The sequence below is a fragment of the Paenibacillus sp. Y859 genome (assembly GCF_056786405.1).
The window spans coordinates 306130-328217 of the sequence record NZ_JBXCIZ010000004.1 but is presented as its reverse complement, the minus strand read 5'-3'; the positions used below and the strand labels follow the sequence as shown (position 1 = coordinate 328217).

General features: G+C 41.0%; 18 protein-coding genes. 3 read left to right on the top strand and 15 right to left on the bottom strand.

Annotated features, from left to right (window positions below):
- Nucleotides 1-15: 15 nt before the first annotated feature.
- Nucleotides 16-597 (bottom strand): hypothetical protein, encoded by a 582-nt coding sequence (locus tag AC1TO8_RS12525; RefSeq protein WP_482055944.1) that lies wholly within the window; start codon nucleotides 595-597, stop codon nucleotides 16-18.
- Nucleotides 598-744: 147 nt separating this feature from the next.
- Entirely contained in the window at nucleotides 745-1677 is a 933-nt protein-coding gene (locus tag AC1TO8_RS12520) for an alpha/beta hydrolase (RefSeq protein ID WP_482055943.1), read from the bottom strand.
- Between the two features lie 536 nt (nucleotides 1678-2213).
- On the opposite strand from AC1TO8_RS12520, the gene fumC reads away from it, so the two are divergent.
- Both fumC and AC1TO8_RS12510 read left to right on the top strand, forming a co-directional pair.
- Nucleotides 2214-3605 (top strand): class II fumarate hydratase, encoded by a 1392-nt coding sequence (gene fumC / locus AC1TO8_RS12515; protein ID WP_482055942.1) that lies wholly within the window; start codon nucleotides 2214-2216, stop codon nucleotides 3603-3605.
- Between the two features lie 177 nt (nucleotides 3606-3782).
- Nucleotides 3783-3941 (top strand): hypothetical protein, encoded by a 159-nt coding sequence (locus AC1TO8_RS12510; RefSeq protein WP_482055941.1) that lies wholly within the window; start codon nucleotides 3783-3785, stop codon nucleotides 3939-3941.
- 109 nt (nucleotides 3942-4050) lie between these two features.
- On the opposite strand, the gene AC1TO8_RS12505 is transcribed toward AC1TO8_RS12510, so the two are convergent.
- The 4 genes from AC1TO8_RS12505 to AC1TO8_RS12490 are packed head-to-tail and all read right to left on the bottom strand — an operon-like array spanning nucleotide 4051 to nucleotide 10070.
- Complete coding sequence (locus AC1TO8_RS12505) at nucleotides 4051-5940, bottom strand: amino acid ABC transporter ATP-binding/permease protein (protein ID WP_482055940.1); 1890 nt, start codon at nucleotides 5938-5940, stop codon at nucleotides 4051-4053.
- Nucleotides 5937-7667 carry a thiol reductant ABC exporter subunit CydD gene (gene cydD / locus AC1TO8_RS12500; protein ID WP_482055939.1) on the bottom strand — a complete coding sequence of 577 codons (1731 nt, stop codon included), beginning with the start codon at nucleotides 7665-7667 and terminating at the stop codon, nucleotides 5937-5939. The genes AC1TO8_RS12505 and cydD overlap by 4 nt, the downstream gene beginning before the upstream one ends.
- Entirely contained in the window at nucleotides 7667-8683 is a 1017-nt protein-coding gene (cydB, locus tag AC1TO8_RS12495; protein ID WP_482055968.1) for a cytochrome d ubiquinol oxidase subunit II, read from the bottom strand. The genes cydD and cydB overlap by 1 nt, the downstream gene beginning before the upstream one ends.
- Complete coding sequence (locus AC1TO8_RS12490) at nucleotides 8670-10070, bottom strand: cytochrome ubiquinol oxidase subunit I (protein ID WP_482055938.1); 1401 nt, start codon at nucleotides 10068-10070, stop codon at nucleotides 8670-8672. Before AC1TO8_RS12490 ends, cydB begins: the two co-directional genes overlap by 14 nt.
- 203 nt (nucleotides 10071-10273) lie before the next feature.
- Between AC1TO8_RS12490 and AC1TO8_RS12485 the strand changes: the two genes are divergently transcribed.
- Entirely contained in the window at nucleotides 10274-11971 is a 1698-nt protein-coding gene (locus tag AC1TO8_RS12485) for a methyl-accepting chemotaxis protein (protein ID WP_482055937.1), read from the top strand.
- Nucleotides 11972-12046: 75 nt separating this feature from the next.
- On the opposite strand, the gene AC1TO8_RS12480 is transcribed toward AC1TO8_RS12485, so the two are convergent.
- The 9 genes from AC1TO8_RS12480 to AC1TO8_RS12440 all read right to left on the bottom strand — a co-directional run bounded on the left by AC1TO8_RS12480 (nucleotide 12047) and on the right by AC1TO8_RS12440 (nucleotide 21925).
- Nucleotides 12047-12529, bottom strand: coding sequence for a hypothetical protein (locus AC1TO8_RS12480; protein ID WP_482055936.1), 483 nt, complete (start codon nucleotides 12527-12529; stop codon nucleotides 12047-12049).
- 100 nt (nucleotides 12530-12629) lie between these two features.
- Complete coding sequence (locus AC1TO8_RS12475) at nucleotides 12630-14291, bottom strand: hypothetical protein (protein ID WP_482055935.1); 1662 nt, start codon at nucleotides 14289-14291, stop codon at nucleotides 12630-12632.
- A 3-nt stretch (nucleotides 14292-14294) separates the two neighbouring features.
- Nucleotides 14295-15038, bottom strand: coding sequence for an ABC transporter ATP-binding protein (locus AC1TO8_RS12470; RefSeq protein ID WP_482055967.1), 744 nt, complete (start codon nucleotides 15036-15038; stop codon nucleotides 14295-14297).
- Nucleotides 15039-15280: 242 nt separating this feature from the next.
- The gene (locus AC1TO8_RS12465) at nucleotides 15281-16909 is read right to left on the bottom strand and encodes a glycoside hydrolase family 9 protein (protein ID WP_482055934.1); all 1629 of its coding nucleotides are present in this window, start codon (nucleotides 16907-16909) and stop codon (nucleotides 15281-15283) included.
- A gap of 180 nt (nucleotides 16910-17089) precedes the next feature.
- On the bottom strand, nucleotides 17090-17830 hold the full coding sequence (locus AC1TO8_RS12460) for a YheC/YheD family protein (RefSeq protein ID WP_482055933.1): 741 nt from the start codon (nucleotides 17828-17830) through the stop codon (nucleotides 17090-17092).
- A gap of 323 nt (nucleotides 17831-18153) precedes the next feature.
- Nucleotides 18154-19158, bottom strand: coding sequence for a siderophore ABC transporter substrate-binding protein (locus tag AC1TO8_RS12455; protein ID WP_482055932.1), 1005 nt, complete (start codon nucleotides 19156-19158; stop codon nucleotides 18154-18156).
- Between the two features lie 117 nt (nucleotides 19159-19275).
- Nucleotides 19276-20034, bottom strand: a complete 759-nt coding sequence (locus AC1TO8_RS12450; protein WP_482055931.1) for an iron ABC transporter ATP-binding protein — start codon at nucleotides 20032-20034, stop codon at nucleotides 19276-19278.
- Nucleotides 20031-20975: an iron chelate uptake ABC transporter family permease subunit gene (locus tag AC1TO8_RS12445; RefSeq protein WP_482055930.1), complete on the bottom strand. Its 945-nt coding sequence runs from the start codon at nucleotides 20973-20975 to the stop codon at nucleotides 20031-20033. The genes AC1TO8_RS12450 and AC1TO8_RS12445 overlap by 4 nt, the downstream gene beginning before the upstream one ends.
- The gene (locus tag AC1TO8_RS12440) at nucleotides 20975-21925 is read right to left on the bottom strand and encodes an ABC transporter permease (RefSeq protein ID WP_482055929.1); all 951 of its coding nucleotides are present in this window, start codon (nucleotides 21923-21925) and stop codon (nucleotides 20975-20977) included. The genes AC1TO8_RS12445 and AC1TO8_RS12440 overlap by 1 nt, the downstream gene beginning before the upstream one ends.
- Nucleotides 21926-22088: the final 163 nt, after the last annotated feature.

Below are 22088 nucleotides of genomic sequence, written 5' to 3'. Positions count from 1 at the left end.
CAGAGAATGCCTGGGCTATTTCCTATTCCCCTCATATAGTGTGTTCATCACATCTTCTTTCAATGCTTCATATTGTGACATACTACCGGCTGCTAATAATTCCTTCGTATCTTTTTTATCAATGTTAAACTTCCCTTGTTCTAAAGACATAATCCAATAAGCATTCTGAGTATCATCCCAAGCTAGAAACAAAACATAATCTAATCCAGCTTTCATAGGAGTATATTTACCATAATTATACCTAGTAACACCGGGAACAATCCCTTTGTTATTTATAGTATATGTTGGCTCCAAGACATCAATAATACTTCCAACTTCTTTATCACTTGAATTACCAAAAACTTGTTCCACTTTAACCTTAGACACCGTATGACCTATTTGCAAGTCCGCATTACCCTTTAAAAAATTTGAAGATTTATCTAATGCTGTGATTTCTACAATGAAGTCGGCTTGTTCAGCGAGTTCATTATAACTGTAAAATATTTGATGATTAGCTATTACACTTTCAGCTTGCTCGATAGTACGATCTGCATATGTATATCCAATAATTGCAATACCCAATCCCATTATTATTCCAATTAGCTTCTTATTGTTCATTCGTTACCACCTCCCTTTACGTATATTAATGCACATCCCATTGCTCAATTCCTGAATTTCATATATTGATGCTCACATATTAGTAAACGTAATAAAAGAGTGTTCGTATCTCATGATATCCATCATGAATTACGAACACTCTTTTGTTCAGAACACATACCGACTCACAAATGACGTTAACTTGTTACCATACCCTTCTTTGTCTGCAAAATAGGCATTGCCGTGCTGCGCATTAGGGACCGATAGCAATTCCTTCTCACTGCCTGCGGCCGCGTACAATCGGTGTACCATGTCATAGGGAACGAATTTATCTTCGTCACCATGAATGAAGAGGATCGGAAGTTTCGTTCGACTTACTTGATCTAAGGCAGATGCCTCCCCGAAGAAATACCCTGCCTTCAATCTACATACTAGACTCGTCAACGGAATCAGAGGGAATGCAGGTAGCTTATACATTGTTTTTAATTGATACGTTAGAATATCTTTCACCGAAGTATAGGCGCAGTCAGAAACGATACATTTCACCTGTTCTGGCAAAGGTTCCCCACTGGCCATCAGCACGGTAGATCCGCCCATGGAGATCCCATGAAGAATAATTTGCGAATTTTCTCCCTCGCTTTTGATAACATAATCAATCCATTTCAGGTAATCCTTGCGATCATGCCATCCGAACCCGATGTAGTTCCCCTCGCTCTGACCATGTCCCCTATCGTCTGGCATTAGCACATGATATCCCAGTTCCTGATACATCTTCGCGAAGTTCGACATGTCTCTACCTTGCCCTGAATATCCGTGTGCCAGAATAACAACCTTATCGCTATCCGTTTGCGCAGGAACATAATAGCCCGTCAGCTGCAACCCATCATCTGATTGAATTTTAATCGTCTCCATTGGTTGTTCTTGCAACCAGTCTGTTGACGTTTCCCAAGGGTGGGTTGTTTTAATCAAGTTAGGGTCTATATTTAGGAAGTCCTTTTTGCTACGAAAAATGCTTATTTTATATAAGTAAAGGCTTGCTGCTAAAAGAACCAGCATCAGTACGATAACGACAGCCATCATCACAAACATTGCAGTCTTCATTTATATCTTCCCTCTCCTCATCCATTATGGCTTACTTCTAAAATACTACGTTATCTACCCCAATAGCAATATAGATTAAGAAAATGATCGGCGGCGGCCTTCGTATACATATAGTCACCTTCCGTCCCCACCAATAGGTGCCTAAAGTACACTTAAATCCGGTCATATTCCCCTATCACTAAGTTTAATTGCACAAAGGGTATCTAATTACTGCAAACTCACCCATTATCATGATTTCCTCTGTTTTAAGTGTCGTTTGTGCAACTATTCCCCTCATTATTGCTTTTCATTCAAAATAAGGGCCCTTTCTGCAACTGCTATTCTCATCTGTCTCTCTTAGGAGAGAGGTGTTCTTCATGAACGTAACTTCGCCACTCTAATACATAATCCGATCGATTTCAAGTATTAGTCTTCTTAATTATATTGTCCATTCAGCCATTTCTCCATTCTCAAAGAAATGGCTTTTCCATTTCACCCCCAAATTATGATATATTGCCTATGTAGGAATGATTATGTTAGAGGAGGATGACGTACAGATGGAATACAGAATCGAGAAGGATACTATTGGGGAAATAAAGGTACCTACGGACAAGTTATGGGCTGCACAGACCCAACGAAGCTTCGAGAACTTTCAAATTGGCATAGAGAAAATGCCTATGGATCTTATCCGAGCATTCGCTATTCTAAAGAAAAGTGCAGCATTAGCTAATGGTAAGCTTGGTAAAATGAACTCAATCAAAGTGGATGCAATCGTTGCCGCCGCTAACGAGATTATCGAAGGTAAACTCGATGAACACTTTCCGCTCGTTGTCTGGCAGACAGGCAGCGGTACCCAGTCCAATATGAATGTCAACGAGGTCATTGCAAACCGTGCGAACCAACTTCTAGCTCTTAAAGATAGTACCGTGCGCATTCACCCTAACGATGATGTGAACAAATCACAAAGTTCAAATGATACATTCCCAACCGCGATGCATATGGCTGCGTTGGTCGCAATAGAAGATCAATTATTGCCTTCTATAGCACAACTTAAAGAAACGTTACGTCTCAAAACCGAACAATTTCAAGATATCATCAAGATTGGAAGAACCCATCTGCAAGACGCTACACCCATTACCTTAGGGCAAGAAGTTAGCGGCTGGCATCGTATGCTTGAGAAGACGGGGACAATGATTCAAAGTAGTGTTGAGTATGTTCGTGAACTTGCCATTGGTGGAACAGCGGTTGGAACCGGAATTAATGCCCATCCTAAATTTGGTGACATGGTCGCTGAGGAGATCAGTAGCATAACAGGTAAAACCTTCACTTCAGCAAGTAACAAATTTCATTCCCTTACGAGCCATGATGAACTCGTCTATGTTCACGGCGCACTGAAAGCGCTTGCCGCTGATCTTATGAAAATTGCTAACGATGTAAGATGGTTAGCCAGTGGGCCACGGTGTGGAATCGGGGAATTGATTATTCCAGCAAATGAACCCGGAAGCTCAATTATGCCAGGTAAAGTGAATCCAACACAAAGTGAAGCATTAACGATGGTCGTATGCCAAGTCATGGGTAACGATGCAGCGATCGGATTCGCCGCAAGCCAAGGTAACTTCGAACTGAATGTGTTCAAGCCTGTTATCATCTATAACTTTCTTCAATCCGTAGGACTGTTAGCAGATGCCATTAGATCATTCAACGATCATTGTGCCGTTGGAATTGAACCGAACCTTGCTATCATTGAGCGTAATCTCAATCAATCCCTTATGCTCGTTACCGCTCTTAATCCACATATCGGATATGAGAATGCAGCCGCTGTAGCTAAGCTGGCGCATAAAGAGGGTCTCACACTGAAAGAAGCTGCTTTGCGTAGCAATCTGCTAACAGAAGAACAATTTGACGAAGTTGTAAGACCAGAGCAAATGATTCATCCGAAAGAAGACTAATTGATTTAACATCAGTACCCCGTCCACGTAGCCTATGAAAACTACATGGACGGGGCATTATTATATTGAGTTGCGCCCCGATTGAATTCCCACAAACGTTGAAATCCTGTAGTCCCAGCGGAATAGCTGCAAAAACTACACTTAAAATAGCAGGAAAGGTGCGGAAGCGGGAAATAGATGCATAACCTACAGTTAAAAGTGACGATAACGATGAAAAGAGGGAATTTGATTAATCTAGATGTACTCTGTGCAGCTAAAATTAGGGTTAGAGGAAATTGGTCGGATTTAGATGTACTTCTGCATCTGTTGATTAACGAAAAGGTGGAGTACATCTAATGGTCTCCCACAAACTTATACTACTATGTCAAGAAGGACGCCTTACGGCGTCCTTCTTGTTATTTTATAGAAAAATTCATTGAATTAGGTGGAATGAACATTAAATCGATCACAGTGCTTCAAGAAAACTCTCAGGACGATCTAGATGATACAGATTACGATACCGCGGATATTTCTCCATGAGTTCAACATGGGAACCTCTCATTTCAACCTTCCCATGTTCCATAAAGATGATCTCATCCATATGCTCAGCACCTACTAAATGATGAGTTACCCATATAAGCGATTTACCTGCAAGCGTCTCAAAAATCGTAGAGAGCAGTTCATTCTCTGTTCGAGGATCAAGACCCACTGTCGGTTCATCTAGAATGACAACAGGCGTATCTTGTAGAAGAACACGAGCTAACGCGATCCGTTGCCGTTCGCCACCAGAGAATCGTTGGCCTGTCTCATGCATAGCCGTCTTGTACCCCTTAGGAAGGGATTCAATGAGTTGATCCATTCTGACTTTCTTGGCCACTTCACTTATTTCCTCATCAGTTGCATCCAATTTCCCTAAGCGAATATTATTCGTCACGGAAGTATCGAATAGATGAGGGCTCTGGTTCAATACCGCGATAAGACTAGGAATATGTTCACCAAATTGACTAGAATTAGTCCCATGGATTGTTGCAGTACCCTGTTCAGGTACGATAGCTCCGAGGACCAGCTTCAACAAGGTTGACTTCCCTGCGCCACTCCGTCCTATAATAGCTACTTTCTTTCCTTGCGGAATATCTAGCGTAATGTCATGGAAAGACCATGCGCCTTCTGCATCATAACGATAGGACGCATGATCAATCATAATATGCGCGTCATTCTTTGCCTCATCCACAACCTCTTCACTAACCATTTCCACCTGGGAGGACTTAGCAGTCTCTCCGGATTTCCCCAACTCGCCAGACTCACCAGAGTTACCGGACTCACCGGACTTACCGGATTTCCCAGACTCACTAGACTTACCAGCACCAGCAGAGTCCCGTTTGCCTCTTCCCTCAACCTTTTCACCCGCATCCGTAATCTCGGCCAATCGGGCAAATGAACCTTGATAACGCGGGATTTTCTCAACAGCTTCAGAGATCGGCAGAAATGCATCCATTAACGGAAATACTACAAGTACAAAGGCAGCTATCATCGTCGAAGCGATCATACCATCTGCATATTGCTGTCCTGCCCAGTACAATACACCTACGACAACGATCCCCACCGTAGCTTGCCCGATCAAATTTCTCCATCTTGCCCAAGTGCTCAACTTACGATCAATATTCGCTACTTCTAATTCATCATTCTCATACAGATTGACGAATTGAGCCGGTCTACCACTGATCACCCAGTCACTCATACCCAGTACAGCATCCGTCAACGTCTGATACAACCGGCCACGCTTCTGCTGCGACTGTTTGTTCTTCTTCTTCGTAAGCCACAGGGAGATCCAAGGCAGCACGAGGATGAGAATGAGCAGATACAGTGCCATGAACAGTGCGAATTGTACATCAAATTGCCCTAAGGCCGTAATCGATATCGTATATAAGACCAAAGCTACTACGCTTGGAAAAATAGTACGCAGGTACACATCTTGTAGCTTCTCAATATCCTCTGCAAGAACACCGAGAATATCCCCCGCTCGGAAGCGTGATGAAATAAATAGCGCTTGTGGTTCTAGAATACGATATAACTGTACACGCATTTTCGATAAAATTCTGAGAATCGTATCATGCCCAACGAGTCGCTCTACATAATGAACGACTGATCTACTTGTTCCAAAGGTTCTCACAATGACGATCTGCACATACACCATCAAAATATTCTCTGGGCGTAATGCAGATTTAGAGATGAGATAACCTGATGAGAACATCAAACTACTAGCTGTGAATACCGTCAAGGCACCCAAAGCTACAATAATTATAAATCGCCAGAAGTAAGAAGTAATATAAGGTCTCAGCCATTGTTCGCGTCTCATAGTACACCCTCCAACTGGGTTCTAATTAATTCATAATACACACCCTTACAGGCTAGTAACTCCTCATGTGTACCGATCTCAGCTACCTTACCTTGATCCATAACGATAATCTGATCCATATCCGGCATCCAGTGTAGACGGTGCGTAGCAAGAAACACCAGCTTTCCTTCGAAAAGAGAACGCATCGTCTCCTTCAGCTCATATTCAGTCTCGATATCTAAATGTGCCGTTGGTTCGTCTAGTAGAATGACTGGCCGATCGCTAAGAAACGCACGCGCAAGCGCCACTCGTTGTGCTTGACCACCACTCAAAGCACGACCTCCACCACCAATAATCTCGTCGTACCCATCGTTTAAGTCATTCACAAGATCAGATAGACCTGCGTTCATAACCGCTTGCTCCACTTGAGATTGACTTGCCTCTGGCGTGTAGAATTTCACATTATCTGCAAGACTACTGCTGAACAAGTATGGATTCTGAGGGATATACGTCATCTGATTCTGCCACGCCACATCTGTTAGGGCAGGAAATTGTTGCCCATTCAGCATGATGTTGCCTGATGACGGTCGTAGAAATCCACTTAGAACATCAATTAACGTTGATTTACCAGCTCCACTCTCACCAATAATCCCTATCTTCTTCATTCCTTGAATATGCAGGGTTACATCGTGCAAGGAATGAGGACCCTCTGCTTCGTGCTGCACCTGAACATGAGATAGCGTCAATTGACTGTCAACATTCCAAGCATAAGAGAATCCAACGGGTAACGTTACATCTAACTTTTCTATTGGCATATCGATTATAGCTTGGATCGCTTCTCCCGCCTCTTTCCCATTCAAGGTTGCATGGTAATCTGATCCTACCATTCGGACTGGCAGGAAGTATTCTGGGGCTAGAATAAGGATCGTCAACGCTGTTACAAGCATCATATCTCCATTAATCAAACGAAGACCTAGACCCACGGCTACGGATGCTACGGATAACATCGTAAAGAAGTCTAAAGCGAATGAAGATAGAAAGGCGACTCGCAAAGTTCGCATCGTAGCTTTTCTGTACTTATCACTGACTGCGCCAATTGTACTGATATGTGATTTACTTCGCCCTAAGTATTTCAGCGTCTCCAATCCACGCAATGAATCCACGAAGTGATTGGCTAAATTACGGTAGGAATCCATCTGATTATCCACTTGTTTACGTGAAGAAAGACCGATAAGAATCATAAACACGATGAGTATCGGCATCGTAACTAAGAGTATAATCGCAGACTGAATATCCTGTGTGAATACATAAACAAAGATTACCGCTGGGATCACCGCCGTCGCGACGGTACGCGGAATAATCAGTTCCAAATAGAGTCTGAATTTGGATGTTCCGTCCAATACAAGCGTTACAAGCTTCCCTGTTCCTTCCGTCTTGGCAAACCGCGGCCCAAGCTGAAATAGCTTGTCCATTAATTGTTTGCGCAATAACGTACCGGTACGCTCGGCATATCGGTACGTTATTTTTTGTTGCAGGAAATTCACGACATGTCGAGCCATAAATGAAACCAGAAATATAGCTATTCCATTAGTCTGATCTTGTAGCGCATCCCCAGCAAATAAGGCAGAGACGACTTCCGACAACGCTCTTGCCATCCATAGTATAGACATGCTTTGCACTAAGGTCAGCAGTGCCACCGCTACCAGGATGGGTTTGATACCTTTAAATGCTAATAAATTTCGACCCATCAGTATTCCATATGATCTTTCGCATTTACTCGTTTATTAAAAATATAGTAACTCCACACTTGATACCCGAGTACAAACGGAAGCAAGGTAAGCGCAACGATGGACATGACCTTTAATGAATATTGTCCTGAAGCAGCGTTGGTAATTGTCAAACTAAAGGCATCACTAATCGAACTGACCATCACTCTTGGGAACAACCCAATAAATATAGATGCGAATGATATGATGATTACTGCGCCCGTCATACCAAAAGCCCAACCATCCCTTTTACGAGACATGAAATAACCGGCTAGGAAGTACGCGATTACTCCAATAATCGCAGTTACGCTTAGAATACCACCACGAACTTCAAATATATCTGTCACAAAATATGTCATCACAGAGAACCCGACTAATAATACTGCGAGTGGAATCAATAACTTCTTAGCCATCACACGTGCTCGGTCCTGTAAATCACCTAACACTCTTAAAGTAGTAAACATAAGGCCATGTACTAGACAAAGAACAACTACCGTGATCCCGCCAAGTAACGTATAGCCATTCACAATATCGGAGAATCCTGCATTCATATTCATATCTTCACCGATAGGAACGCCCTGTATAAGACAAGCGAATACAACTCCGAACAACAACGGTGGAAGTAAGCTACCGAAGAAAATAATGACATCCCATGTTTTTTTCCACGTTTCAGAAGCTACCTTACCTCTAAATTCGAAAGCTACACCACGACCAATCAAAGCTAATAACACAAATACGAGCGCAGTATAGAATCCACTAAATAATGTAGCATACCAATGTGGAAAGGCAGCGAACATCGCTCCCCCCGCTGTAATCAGCCACACTTCATTTGCATCCCAGAAAGGGCCAATTGAATTAATCAATACACGACGCTCCGAATCATTCTTCGCTAGAACCGCTGTTGACATGCCCACACCAAAGTCGAAACCTTCCAAGAAGAAAAAGCCAACGAATAATACGGCAATCAACAAGAACCACAACTCATTAAGAGACATGATTAACCTCCTTATCAAATGGGTCGTGAGATTCTTCCTCAGGGGTACCCGAATCATTCGGTCCCTTCTTAATCACACGAATGAACAGATATACTAAGATCACAGCTAATACAGTATAAGCAAGTGAGAACGTAATTAATGAGAATAGAATTTGCCCAGCCGATACGTTAGGAGAAATACTATCTTCCGTCTTGAATAATCCAAATACAGTCCACGGTTGGCGACCCATCTCCGTCATAATCCAACCTGCTGAGTTCGCGATAAAAGGTAATGAAATCGACCATATCATAATACGCATAAACCATTTGTTAGTCTGTTCTAGCTTCTTACGAGCTACCAAATAGACACCATACATACTTAGAAGTATGAGTACAGATCCACTTGCTACCATGATCCGGAAGCTCCAGAACGTCGTGCGTACAGGTGGAATATAGTCCCCCGGACCATATTTCTCTTCATACTCTGCTTGTAGCTGGTTCATCCCAACCACTTCACCAGAGAACTTACTATAAGACAAGAAGCTGAGTAAATATGGAATTTGTATAACCATACCATTCTCTTTCTTCTCCGGATCTATTGTCGCAAAGACCGTCCAAGGAGCCGGGTCAGAACTTGTATCCCATAGTCCTTCCGAAGCCGCCATCTTCATCGGTTGCGTCTCTACTAGGTATTGGGCTTGACTATGTCCTACAAGCGCGACACCAATCGATGAGACCATTCCTACGATAATAGCAATAATGAAAGACTTCTTGAAAAATTGAAAATCTTGACGTTTCAACATTTTATAGGCGCTGACACCTGTAACGAAGAAGGCCCCTGTCATGAATGCGGCTAGAATGGTATGTGGAATTTCCACTAATGCCTGTCCGTTCGTAATCAGAGCAAAGAAGTCATTCATCTCGGCTCGACCATTATTAATCTCAAATCCAACAGGTCTCTGCATAAAGGAATTCGCGATTAGAATCCAAACAGCGGACATCATAGTACCAAAAGATACTAACCAAATACACGCTAAGTGAAGCTTCTTAGACAAGCGGTCCCACCCAAAAATCCATATCCCAAGAAATGTGGACTCTAGGAAAAAAGCCAGTAATGCTTCGATTGCTAGCGGTGCTCCAAATACATCTCCTACAAATCTAGAATAATCCGACCAATTCATCCCAAACTGAAATTCTTGTAGTATTCCTGTTACGATACCTACAGCAAAGTTTATAAGAAACAAATGACCCCAGAATTTGGCCATCTTTTTGTACTCTTCTTTTCCTTCGATAACATACATTGTCTCCATAATGGCGATCAGTAATGCCAATCCTATGGACAATGGTACAAAAATAAAGTGAAACAGCGTTGTTGACGCAAATTGGATGCGTGCGAGCATGACCGGATCCATAATTATTATCCCTCTTCCCTTTTTATATCTTTATATTTTGTCAGACCCTCCTCCAAGAGCATGTGATATTTATCACACTTAAAGGAAAAAGTTATCCACATTGTGAAGTTTGTCACACAATATTAAAAATTGATCTGTTAATCTTATTTTATTTGCAATTTTATACTAACAACTTATACACATTAGATACTGGAGGCTACAACGTGAGATTAGCTACGAAGATTACATTAATGTTGATCGCCCTACTCTTTGCAGTAGGTGTATCGGTCAGCAGCTTTGCTTATAATATAACCTATCGCCAGATTGATGAAGCACTCGGAATCGAAACGGTTGGATGTGCAGACATCACTTCAGGGTTAGTTGATCCACAAGATATTATAGCACTCGTTCAAGGAGATACTACTTCACGTCACACAGTGGAGACTAACATTGATTGGATTATACATAAGAAGCCCTTGTTTAAAGAAGCTTTCGTCCTATCTTTGGATGGCACCATTCTAGCTGCTGATACCAGTCTGAAAAGCAGAGGATATCAAGCAGGCGACTCCTTCTACTTAGATCAAGATGCTCGTGAAATGATTATTAATATGAAGCATTCCAGCTATTCCAGCGTATACACATATGATGATATCCACCTAAAGACAGGATACGGGCCCATTTATAAAGACAATGACTCTACTCAAGAAATCATCGCTCTTCTCGCCATCAATGTTGACGCTTCGCTCATTCAACAACGCACGATTAACACGCTCTTATATCCTTTCATTGTAGGTGCTTCTTTATTTCTTGCCGCTGCACTAGTTATTTATCTGATCATTCAGAGAATGATCCGTCCAATAGCTCTTCTATCAGCGCATGTGCACCAAATTACTAAAGGTGATCTGACTGTGAAACCATTGATGTTTAAAAGCACAGATGAAATCGGACAGCTCTCCGCAGATTTCAATATGATGACTCGCAATCTACAAGAACTCATTCAAGAGGTCAACGATACTTCAATTCAAGTTGCAGCCTCTTCCCAACAATTATCTGCAAGCTCTAAGCAGACGGAAGAAGCCGGACGACAAACCGTCTTGATCATTGGCGAAATGGCTGATGGCGCAGAGAAGCAGCTACTGAACTTAGAAGTAAGCTCTGAGAAGATCGCAGAAATATCAACCTTTATTTCAAATATCTCGTTAAGCACTGAACAAGCGCTCGTATCCGCTGCTGATAATTTACATCAAGCCCGGGCGGGGAAGCTATCAATACATGAAACTGTTGATCAAATGACAAATATAAATCAAAGCATACAGGAATTATCATCTACGATTCAGAACTTAAAGGATCATTCGCAGGAAATAAGACATATGCTTGATGTTATGACAGGAATAGCAGCAGAAACTAACCTACTAGCTTTAAATGCAGCGATCGAGGCTGCCCGTGCCGGCGTGCATGGCCAAGGATTCTCCGTAGTAGCTAGTTCAGTAAGGAAATTGTCTGAGAGCTCATCCCAATCAGCTAAAGAAATTTCCGAAGTCGTAACAGCGACCTTAATACTAATAGAAACTGCTAGTCAAGGCATGTTAGATACAGCTATGCAAGTAACACAAGAAATGACACGTATCTCTGAGCTTGAAGCTTCCCTCGAACAAATTGAATGCTCAGCCGACAATATTACGGAGCAGAATAAACACGTCTCCTCAGCCATCCATCAACTGTCCAACAATGCTAATCTACTTGTTGAAACAGCACAAGTTATCGTTGAACTAGCCAATCAGACGTATGATGGAACGCAAAGTGTGTCTGCTGCCTCAGAGCAACAGCTTGCATCCATGGAGGAGGTCGATGCTTCCGCTACTCTCCTTGCAGAAATGTCCGAGAAGCTTCATCGTCTTATTGAACGATTCAAAGTACATTAATTAACTTCAAAAAAAAAGGAGCAGCTACCGGATCTTTCGTCGTAGCTGTTCCTTGTGTATTGTCGCAATGTATTTCTATGATTCCCGATCTACAAAATACTTATTCGTCATATACCAGGCCTCACCTTTGTCTGTGGGAACCTTACCTTTCTTCTTATCCATAAATACAATCTCTTTACACTTCGAGCAAAACCACTTCGTCGTATAGTATTGCGAATAGGTTGTATATGTCGTCCCACATTTGCAGTCCACCTTGAAGAATACAAGATTCTCTTCATAGGCTTGCGAGAGTTCATCATTCTTCTCTTGATCACCTATCGATATAGGTCTAATTATCTCCACGTAGTTGGAGAATCGATTCTGCACCTTAAAGTCTGCAACTAGATCTGGATTAAGGCCAAAGAACTCTTTGCCAATCGCTGTAATAAATTTCGTATTTGATCTGTAACTTTCCATCCATTCTTGAATCTGTTTATTCGATAAAGGAACAGTCCCTTTAATGCCACTGTTAAGTGTGTATGTCATGATAGTCAAATTCTCGCTGTCTTCGTAATACATTATATCCCGAACCTCCTAACTAGTATCTATCTAAATGTACTACTTCTTTCAAATATAATCAAAAGGTGGAAGGAGGGATTTACCCCTGTTTCTTCCTCACTTAATCTAGTGACGGTCTAGTTACGTTATCCCAAGTGGTTCTAAAAGCTCGACTCCAGCTAAGAAAATTCAACATTATTAGGAGGATCATATACATATATACGCCATAACTCACTAAGGTACTCAAGAGATGAGCACCTGCAAGAATAGCAAGAATAGCCATCAGTAGAAACAATCTCATGGTTTCTGATCCTCTCGCAACCCGATAAGGTTCCGAGAAGGGTAGTGCCTTTCTTAATATAAGAAACGAAATGACAGTGTAAATACATATACTCAATAGAAATACCACCAAGTCAGGTAGTATTCTTAGTCCAAATATCACTATAAACAGGATGCTTATTAATATAAATAACGGTAAGAACAACTTCACTAAGATGGCTTTAAGACTTCCTTTAAATATAGGAGATAGATTTGGGATAGGCATCATCCTATATATCCAGGCTCCCTTATAGCTTTCTGAGAATTTCATCATTATGATAACCGTTGGAATAAATAAAGCCGCGGCATACATCAGCAAATAACTTTTACTAGAAGATATATTATCCCATTCCTGAAACTGTACAAAATTAAATAGAAATATAAATGGAAGTACTAGAGAAAGACCCAAAGATGGGTATATTTTCAACTTGAAATTCCGGTCATTTCTTATCATGTCTGTGGTAAATCGGAAGAATATTCTTTCTTCATGAATCGAACACAACCATCTTGATATTCCCGCCCCTCTGGTGCGAGTTCCCCCTTTCTTCGTCCCGCTATTGTTCATGAGTTTCTGTAAATTCCTCTCAAATGTAGGCATATACCTAACATATATGTAGACAGCTACTATTGGCACCAGCACGGCCATAAGAGAAAAGATCAGAATAGTCTTGCTATGATCACTATGAATAAACAGTTCAAATGGTGCAGCGAACCATACAGGTACAATAAAATACTGCCACCACTTTCCATCAAACACATAATTAAAATCTACAATATGAAATAATCGTGAAATGAATTGATATCCAATGGCCATGGTTAGAGTTAAACCAATTTGCACATAGTTAATCATATCCTTCAACTTTTCTCCGTCAAAAAACTGAAGCACAACAAGGTACAATAGTGCCGTTAATACCACAATAAATATATCTATGAATACCAGCGCGATGAGGAAGAGAATTAGAAAGACAACTCCATGCCGGATGGTACCGCCAATAAGTGGAGCAACAGCAAGAGAACTTGTAACGAAGAATAGATATATACACACATGCATAATCTTAGCAGCATGAATGGTCCTTGCATTCACTGGTTTCGAGTCCAGTATATTGATATCACGAATATCTAAGAGAACCGATGAGAAGTCAGATATCAGGGAGGTCAGCACCATAAACATCAGCGCCCCAAATACGATACTCATTTGAAATATAAAGTTGTCCCCCATCATTACCAAGGGTGCTAAGGCTACTACACCCAATAAGAGGTACAACCACAAGGATCTCAAAAACTTATTCTTCCCTTCTTCCTCATCCTGAAGGGATGCTACATTTCCACTAATAGTAGGTACTCTTCTGCCATCCATCGTCAATTTGATTTGAAGTATTCTTCTCATAATCATATAATGAATACCCATTTTCTCGAAAATCACACGAAACCGATCTAATACCTTCAACGATTTGAAATCTTCCATAGTTTATACCTCTTGTACAATGGAGACCATTCGTTCTGCGACATCCTTATGGTCGTGAAATCCAGTAAGTTGATTGAATATTTGCTCCAGTGATCCTTCCTTGGATTGTTCCTGCAGCTCGTGAAAGCTTCCATCTGCTATAATCTTTCCGTCATCTAGTAGAATAATTCGATTGCTGATCTTCTCCACCACATCCATGATGTGTGAGGAATAGAATATCGTCTTCCCTTGAGCGGCTAAACAAGCTAATATCTCCTTCACAACCATGACGCTATTGGCATCTAGTCCGCTGAGTGGCTCGTCCAAGAACAAAATATCAGGATTATGTATCATGCTTGAAATCAACAGCACCTTCTGCTTCATCCCTTTGGAGAAGGAGGAGATGCGCGTACGGTACATCGATTTCAACTCGAAATTGGTCATCAACTGTTGTGCTTTATGATCTGCTTTATTATATTCCAATCCATATAGTTGTCCGATAAACGTTAGATACTCTTGTGCTGTGAGGCTATCATAAATATCAGCGACTTCGGGTACATATCCGATCTTTCTCTTATACTCAACATTTCCATCTGATATATCTTTACCAAAGATCTTCACTTCTCCCATATATCCTTCTATGAGTCCTAACAATATCTTCACCGTTGTACTCTTTCCTGCGCCGTTGGGTCCAATATATCCTATAATCTGTCCTTTAAATACATCTAAGTTGATATAGCGTAGAATCATCTTGTTTCCATAGCTCATCGTTAGATTACGAACGGAGATGATGGGTTCACCTAATTGCTCCAATTACAATCACTCCTCTCTAAGTAAATATACTTGTATAGTATAACATTTCTATACATGCTATAAATATCCTTTTATTATAAATAAAATATTTGCATTACCCGATACTTCATTTATACATTTCTCGCAAGAATAAGTATGCCGTCCTTACTTATAGGATGACATACTCATTTCTTGCTTCATTTATTTATTTCAGTCCTTCATTTACAGTTAAAGTGAGAAACCAAGAATAATGCTGGAGAATTCCAATAGATCGTCACTTCATTAGTAGAGTAGCTATCCTCATGATCTGCATAACACTGCGCGGCAGGCATGCCCAGTAAATGTTCTCTCACATAATCATCGTGAAGCCCTCGATCCGGACCTCCAATAACCATGCCAGGTACTGGATTAACCACATCATCCCCTACAGATGGTCGGTGGTGGGGATTCATAACAGATCGATCTCCAAATCCTGTGACATAGCTTGTATCTAGCACGTTACGGCCCATGAGATAATGAAGATGATCCAATGCACATGACTCAAACTTAGGATTCTCATGTATATGATAGGCAATGAGTAGGTGCATAGCATTGTTCATGACTAGCATGTTGCTTCCCCATATATAATCTTCAGTTCGTAGTGATATGTTATAACCATCCTGTTCGCTCTGATGGACAAGGCGTTCTGCTTCTTGTAGCCAATCCTTCTTCAACTCATTGTACAATGGGTCCGTTACTTGCTCCTCTCCTTGCAATAAGTATGCAATCGTACCATAGCCACCCATGTCGGCCCAACCCAGACTGGTCTTAGAGAAAGATTTCTTGGATAATGACTGAAATACACGATGGTAGGACTCGTCACCCGTTGAGCGGAACAATTCTGCAGCAGCCCAAAAACGCTCGTCTAGGTCCTGCTCATCACCGTATTCACCAGTCGTAATCTCCGATGGATTCTTGAAGCCAGGTACGTCTGGGTTCTGCCCCAGCCATTTCCAAGCGGCCATTGCCGCTTTCATGCAAGATACAGCAAACTCTGAATCAAATGGCATATAAATACGAGAAGCCATAGCCATCACTGCGGCGAAGCAACCTGTCGCAGTTGCCGAGATTGGCGAGAAATACAACTCAGCCGTATCATCCTCAGGCATGACATCTAAAGAAGGAAACTGTAATGTCGTCAGCTTATGGAATACGCCACCTGTTGTAGTGTCTTGCATTGTGAATAACCATTCCAATTCAACACGACACTCATGTAGTACATCCGGCGTTTCGTTATCACTTTCCGGGAGTGGAACAGGCTCGCTAAATGCATTGGGATATAACTCGTAAGCCAGTAGCAAATCAGCAACTGCTTTAGCACCTGGCCCTGCATACTTCCCATAATCACCAGCATCATGCCAACCACCATTACTATGTAGCAAGATATCCGGTTGACCATAGACTTTAACCTTCGTTAAATGACAAGCTTTATGCTTCCAAGGTCCTGCAAATTCCTCTACTAAATCTACACCACAACGATAGTAATAGAACGCTTTCAAGAGGCCCTTATGAAGCTGATGATATGGGCGATCCGAAATCAAGAAGGATGCTGATGGTTCTCTTCCCTCCTGTTCAATATGGTACTGCCCAGTCTTTACTATATCTGAGAAATTTCCAGAATAAACGGTGACTCCACTAGCCTCATCCTTCATTTGACCTTCGGTCTCACCCTGAAAGACGACCTCCTTCGTGTGATCATTTACAACCCGGTAAGTCCCTCCACGTCCTTTGAATAAAGCTATCTTCTCACTATTTGTCACATAGCCAATCTGATTAACCGTAATGCTGCGGATTCCACTGTTACTCATTCATTCTTCCTCCTCTTCCCTATTTCCAAATGACACGTCTAATATATCTTAAATACCAACAATTGTATATCATTTAGAAAGTCATCAAATCAAGAGGATATACCAAAGCCATTACAGTTGGCTAGATATACCCTCTTGATTGTACGCGAGCAAGATAGGTGTACATGAATCTAGGCTGAACTAGCGACTCAGACGTCTATACTTCATTACTTTTCGATACATTGATTTATCTGTAAGCTTGTTAAATATATATGGATTAGGGCTCGTGTTCACCTCTATAATCCATGGCTTCATAGACAGATCAAGCCCCACATCCACACCAATTTGATGAATATTAGGTTGCCTTTGTCTCAGCTTTTTAGCAATCATAACGCCTAACACACTCATTTTTTCAATTTGAGATTTCTGCTCATTCACTGTTAAATAAGGTGCTAACAGCTTCTCAATAGCTACTAGTTTACCACCACTATGATAGTTCGTTACTATTTTTCCAGGATGCGCTACTCTACCAATGATGCCCGTCGTCTCCCACATCCCTTTTGGACTTAACTGAACCATGACTCGAATGTCAAATCTACGCTTCTGATACTTCAATAGATGGATACCCATCTGTACTAAATAGCTCTTCTTCTTCGTGATCTTCCGCAAAGATTGATAGAAGGTATCATAATCCTTGAAGTTATTCGAACGGGTGCCCAACTGATATTGAAATGAGCCTATTCCCTCCCTAAGCATCTCAGCACGAATAACTCCATTTCCATGCATACCCTGTTCTGGCTTAATGTACACCATCCCATACGTAGCGAGCATGTTCGATAAACTTTCCCTCGTTAATCTACGAGTCTGGGGAATATAACGCTTAATCTCTCTGTTTCCCAGTAGCGCATTGGTCTTCGTCCATTTACTTGTTATTGTTCCCATTCGCTTCCCCTTCCTGTTCGATTTCTTCTGTACATCCTATTCACCCGCTCACTCATTTGCATAGGTCGTTTTTACTAGCGTTACTCTAAAAGTCATCTTTTGATCACGAAGTATTCCAAGAAGCTTAATCGACATGGTAAGCATACTTCTGTTCACTTAGTTATCGTAGGAAGAGGATCTGCGTCCTTGGTATAAGAGGTCATATGATAGCAAAAACTGCCGAGATCATGATCTCGGCAGTTTTTGCGAAATAAGCTATTAACGATAATAACGTCTTCTTCTTAGAGAAGATTACACGGGATGGAGAACGGTATTCGCGTTCCTTATTGGATCGCTGCACCGATTTCGTTGATCATCTCTGCCATAGATACAAGCCCACCACCAGATAGGTACCAGTAGTTCGGATCTAGATAGACGATATGTCCTTCTTTGAACGCGTTCGTATTCTTTACCAATTCATTCTCAATGGTATCCTTAGCAGATACTGACTCTGCACCATCAGCAGCTACTACACTGCTACGATCTACAACAAATAGATAGTCTGGATTCTTCTCCGCAATAAACTCAGGAGCAATTTTATCTCCATGTGTAGATACTTTAACAGTAGCGTCTACAGGTGCAAATCCTAGCACATCATGAATAATTCCAAATCTTGAACCGGCACCATAGGCACTCAGTTTACCTTCGTTAGCAAGCACGATAAGTCCATTCTTGCCATTTGCCGTTGCTTTGTCATGAATGTTTTTAATTGATGCCTCAATCTGAGCTACTTCCTCATCAATTTGAGCTTGTTTATCAAAGATTTGGCCTAGTGTATTCATATTTTCTTTGAAAGACTCTACTAATTTCGTATTGTCTACTCCTAAGAAAATCGTTGGAGCAATCTTTGATAACTCATCGTAAGCTTCACTTTGTCTTCCCGAGATGATGATAAGATCAGGACCAAGTGCATTAATTTTTTCGAAATCAGGCTCTTTCAAGCTACCAACGTTAGCATATTTAGCATCTTCGTATTTCGCAAGGTATGGAGGTATGTTCGCTTGCGGTACACCCGTCACTTCAACACCCAGCTTATCTAGCGAATCTAGAATACCGAAGTCAAACACAACTACTTTCTCAGGATTCGTCTTTACTGGTGTTGTACCCAATTGATGCGTAATCGTTAATTCTTTGCTCTCGACGGGCTCTGTAGGTGCTGCTGCGTTTGTTGTGTTCGTTGCAGTTCCAGCGTTTCCGTTACTTGCTTCTTTGTTCGTATTGTTGCCGCATGCAGCCACTAGTACAGCTAACATGACAGTCATTATGATCATGAGTACACTTTTCTTCAATCCAATCACTCCTAGACTTTTTTGGTGATGCTATTAAAATCATTGACGCTAATACCATACTGGCGCCTATACATATGGTATGTCACATCATAATTTCCTAAGGTTACGGGTCAATCATTAAGCAAAATAAACACATATCTTATTACACATGATGTTCTCAATATGGATATCCATTCCATACACATCTTTAAGGACGCCTGAATCGATAATGTCAGCTGTAGCACCCTCTTTAATGATTCGTCCATTCTTAAGGGCAACGATATAATCGGAATAGACGGAGGCGAAGTTAATATCATGAATGACGATAATGACCGTTTTACCCAGTTCTACGACCATTCGTCTTAACACCTTCATAATCTGCACAGAATGCTTCATATCTAAATTATTCAACGGTTCATCAAGCAGAATATAATCCGTATTCTGTGCAATGACCATGGCAATATAAGCCCGTTGGTTCTGCCCACCACTCAATTGATCTAAGTATTTATCTTGAATATCCCCCAGATCCATATACTCGATTGCCTCATTCACATACTTCCAATCTTCGGCGGTCAACTTCCCTTTAGAATAAGGGAATCTCCCGAAGCTCACGAGCTCCTTAATGGTCAAGCGAATATTAATGTGATTTGACTGTTTCAGAATGGAAATTTGCTTAGCTAGATCACTACTCTTAATTTTGCTAATATCCTGTCCATCAATCATCACATTCCCTTGATCCATCGTAATGAGCCGACTGATCATCGATAGCAGCGTACTTTTCCCTGCACCGTTTGGCCCGATAAAGGAAGTAATAGCCCCCTTGGGAATCTGAACTGAAACTTCATCAACAACAGGATTACCATCATATTTCTTAGATACATTTCTTACCTCTATCACGACTTATTCTCCTTTAGCAGAAGATATATAAAGTACGCCCCTCCAACAAAGTTAATAATGACACTTAGTGTGGTGGAGAATGTAAATACCTTCTCTACAATGAACTGTCCTCCGATTAATGCAATGATACTAATTAGAATGGAGCCAAAGATTAAATATTTATGTTTATATGTTTTGAGGAATTGATGAGCTACATTGGCAACCAAAAGTCCTAGAAAAGTAATTGGCCCGACTAAGGCTGTTGCAATAGACATCAAGATGGCTACGACCACGAGTAATCTTTTGACAACATAATCGTAATTCACACCTAGATTGACAGCCTGATCTCTTCCTAATGAGATGACATCAAGGTACTTAACGAATCTCAAAAAGTAAACACTCACTCCAGCAATCCCAATAATCGATATGATTAACAAGTCCGTATTCACATTGTTGAAGCTTGCGAACATCTTATCCTGCAACATCAAGAACTCATTAGGGTCAATAAGAACCTCCATAAATGAAGATACGCTACCAAAGAACGTCCCTAAGATCATCCCGATTAATAACAAAAAGTAGATATTGCTCTGACCTTCTTTGCGAAAAAGAATTTTGTAAAATACACCTGAGAATCCAATCATTAACGCAACAGAAATCAAGAAATTAACATTTCGATCCATCGATGTTAAATGTGTAGATCCAAAAGCATAAATAATAAAGGTCTGAAACAACATATATAGTGAATCTAATCCTAGAATACTAGGTGTCAATATACGATTGTTCGTAATGGTCTGGAACACAATCGTAGAGAATGCAATGGCGCTCCCTGTAAGAATCATAGCTAGAACCTTCTTACTTCTCCTTGGAAGAACATAATCCCAGTGACCACCCACATCATACAAAAGAAATAAAGCAATAAGTGCTAACACGATAACGAATAAGATACTAAGCTTAACCTTCATTATGCATATGCCTTTCTTCTAATAAGTAAGTAGATAAATATCCCGCTTCCTAACACGCCCACAGTGAGACCAATTGAAATTTCATAAGGATATATAATAAGTCGTCCTAGAATGTCACAGAACAGTAGAAATACAGCTCCTAATAATGCGGTATGTGAGAGGCTCTTCTTGAGATTATCCCCCTGATAGATCGTCACAATATTCGGAACAACGAGTCCTAGGAAGGGAATCATTCCGACCGTTAAAATCACGATAGAGGACACCGCTGCTACAATGACCAGCCCAATATTTACGACTTGCTTATAGTTCAAGCCTAAGTTCTTAGCGAATTCTTCACCCATACCAGCAATAGTGAACCGATTCGCAAATATGTACGCGATAATAACGAGCGGAATGCTAATATATAGCATCTCATATCGTCCTTTCAAGATGACTGAAAAGTCTCCTTGCAGCCATGAAGCCATATTCTGAATGAGATCGTTCTTATAGGCAAAGAATGTTGTGATTGAACCGACGACATTCCCGAACATAATCCCTACCAGCGGAATGAAAATGGCATCCTTATATTTCACCTTGTCTAAAATTCTCATAAAGATAAAGGTACCTATAAGTGCAAAAATGAATGCGACGAACATCTTCTCCAACGATGTAACATTGGGAAATACCATCATCGCAACAAGGATTCCGAATCTCGCTGAATCCATCGTTCCCGCCGTCGTTGGCGATACGAATTTATTACGTGTTAACTGTTGCATAATTAATCCCACGATGCTCATACTCATTCCAGCTATAATAATGCTGACTAGACGTGGAATACGACTCACAATTAGCGTTTGATATTGTTGATCTGTTAAGTGAAAGATATCCAATGGAGAGATGTCTTTCACTCCGATAAATATCGAAATAAATGAAAAAACAACTAGTGCTATGACCAAATATCTTTTCTTCATATCAGTTCCTTACTCTTCCCTTCATTACAAGGGGTTAATGTCTTTTGGCGATAATGATATTCATTATCATTGATAATGTTATTTTTAATTATACTGCTTTACTGGGGATTGTCAAACAGAAAATGATATTATATTTGAGCCTCATAAAATGAATCTACATTAC

Coding starts and splice junctions, on each gene's coding strand:
- AC1TO8_RS12525 (WP_482055944.1), bottom strand. CDS start 597: ATGAACAATAAGAAGCTAATTGGAATAATAATGGGATTGGGTATTGCA.
- AC1TO8_RS12520 (WP_482055943.1), bottom strand. CDS start 1,677: ATGAAGACTGCAATGTTTGTGATGATGGCTGTCGTTATCGTACTGATG.
- fumC (WP_482055942.1), top strand. CDS start 2,214: ATGGAATACAGAATCGAGAAGGATACTATTGGGGAAATAAAGGTACCT.
- AC1TO8_RS12510 (WP_482055941.1), top strand. CDS start 3,783: ATGCATAACCTACAGTTAAAAGTGACGATAACGATGAAAAGAGGGAAT.
- AC1TO8_RS12505 (WP_482055940.1), bottom strand. CDS start 5,940: ATGAGACGCGAACAATGGCTGAGACCTTATATTACTTCTTACTTCTGG.
- cydD (WP_482055939.1), bottom strand. CDS start 7,667: ATGGGTCGAAATTTATTAGCATTTAAAGGTATCAAACCCATCCTGGTA.
- AC1TO8_RS12490 (WP_482055938.1), bottom strand. CDS start 10,070: ATGGATCCGGTCATGCTCGCACGCATCCAATTTGCGTCAACAACGCTG.
- AC1TO8_RS12480 (WP_482055936.1), bottom strand. CDS start 12,529: ATGTATTACGAAGACAGCGAGAATTTGACTATCATGACATACACACTT.
- AC1TO8_RS12475 (WP_482055935.1), bottom strand. CDS start 14,291: ATGGAAGATTTCAAATCGTTGAAGGTATTAGATCGGTTTCGTGTGATT.
- AC1TO8_RS12470 (WP_482055967.1), bottom strand. CDS start 15,038: ATGAGCTATGGAAACAAGATGATTCTACGCTATATCAACTTAGATGTA.
- AC1TO8_RS12465 (WP_482055934.1), bottom strand. CDS start 16,909: ATGAGTAACAGTGGAATCCGCAGCATTACGGTTAATCAGATTGGCTAT.
- AC1TO8_RS12460 (WP_482055933.1), bottom strand. CDS start 17,830: ATGGGAACAATAACAAGTAAATGGACGAAGACCAATGCGCTACTGGGA.
- AC1TO8_RS12445 (WP_482055930.1), bottom strand. CDS start 20,975: ATGAAGGTTAAGCTTAGTATCTTATTCGTTATCGTGTTAGCACTTATT.
- AC1TO8_RS12440 (WP_482055929.1), bottom strand. CDS start 21,925: ATGAAGAAAAGATATTTGGTCATAGCACTAGTTGTTTTTTCATTTATT.